1 rRNA gene is annotated in these 797 nt (G+C 53.7%); it reads right to left on the reverse strand.

The features are described from left to right. Positions 1–752: ribosomal RNA gene (locus tag AC1Q6C_RS33675) — 23S ribosomal RNA — on the reverse strand; the annotation flags it as partial. Positions 753–797: the final 45 nt, after the last annotated feature.

Here is a 797-nt window from a genome sequence, read left to right on the forward strand (position 1 = left end):
TCGCCCTATTCGGACTCGCTTTCGCTACGGCTACCCCACACGGGTTAACCTCGCGACATGCCACTAACTCGCAGGCTCATTCTTCAAAAGGCACGCCATCACCCCCAGCAGTAAACTGCTCGAAGGCTCTGACGGATTGTAAGCGCACGGTTTCAGGTACTATTTCACTCCCCTCCCGGGGTACTTTTCACCTTTCCCTCACGGTACTAGTCCGCTATCGGTCACCAGGGAGTATTCAGGCTTATCGGGTGGTCCCGACAGATTCACACCAGATTTCACGGGCCCGGTGCTACTTGGGTTTCCATTACAACAGTCACAAAGTTTTCGTGTACGGGATTCTCACCCTCTACGACAGGCCGTTCCAGACCACTTCCACTAACCCTGTGATTTCTTACTGTTGGCCAACACGGCAGTATTGACAAAATGAACCCCACAACCCCACGAATGCAACACCTGCCGGCTATCACACACCCATGGTTTAGCCTCTTCCGCTTTCGCTCGCCACTACTCACGGAATCACGGTTGTTTTCTCTTCCTGTGGGTACTGAGATGTTTCACTTCCCCACGTTCCCTCCACACGCCCTATATATTCAGGCGCGGGTAACACGACATCACTCGTGCTGGGTTTCCCCATTCGGACATCCTCGGATCACAGCTCGGTTGACAGCTCCCCGAGGCTTATCGCAGCCTCCTACGTCCTTCATCGGCTCCTGGTGCCAAGGCATCCACCGTACGCTCTTCATTACTTACAACAAAGATGCTCGCGTCCACTGTGCAGTTCTCAAACAACACACAAC

This window comes from Rhodococcus sp. MT28 (genome assembly GCF_058792695.1).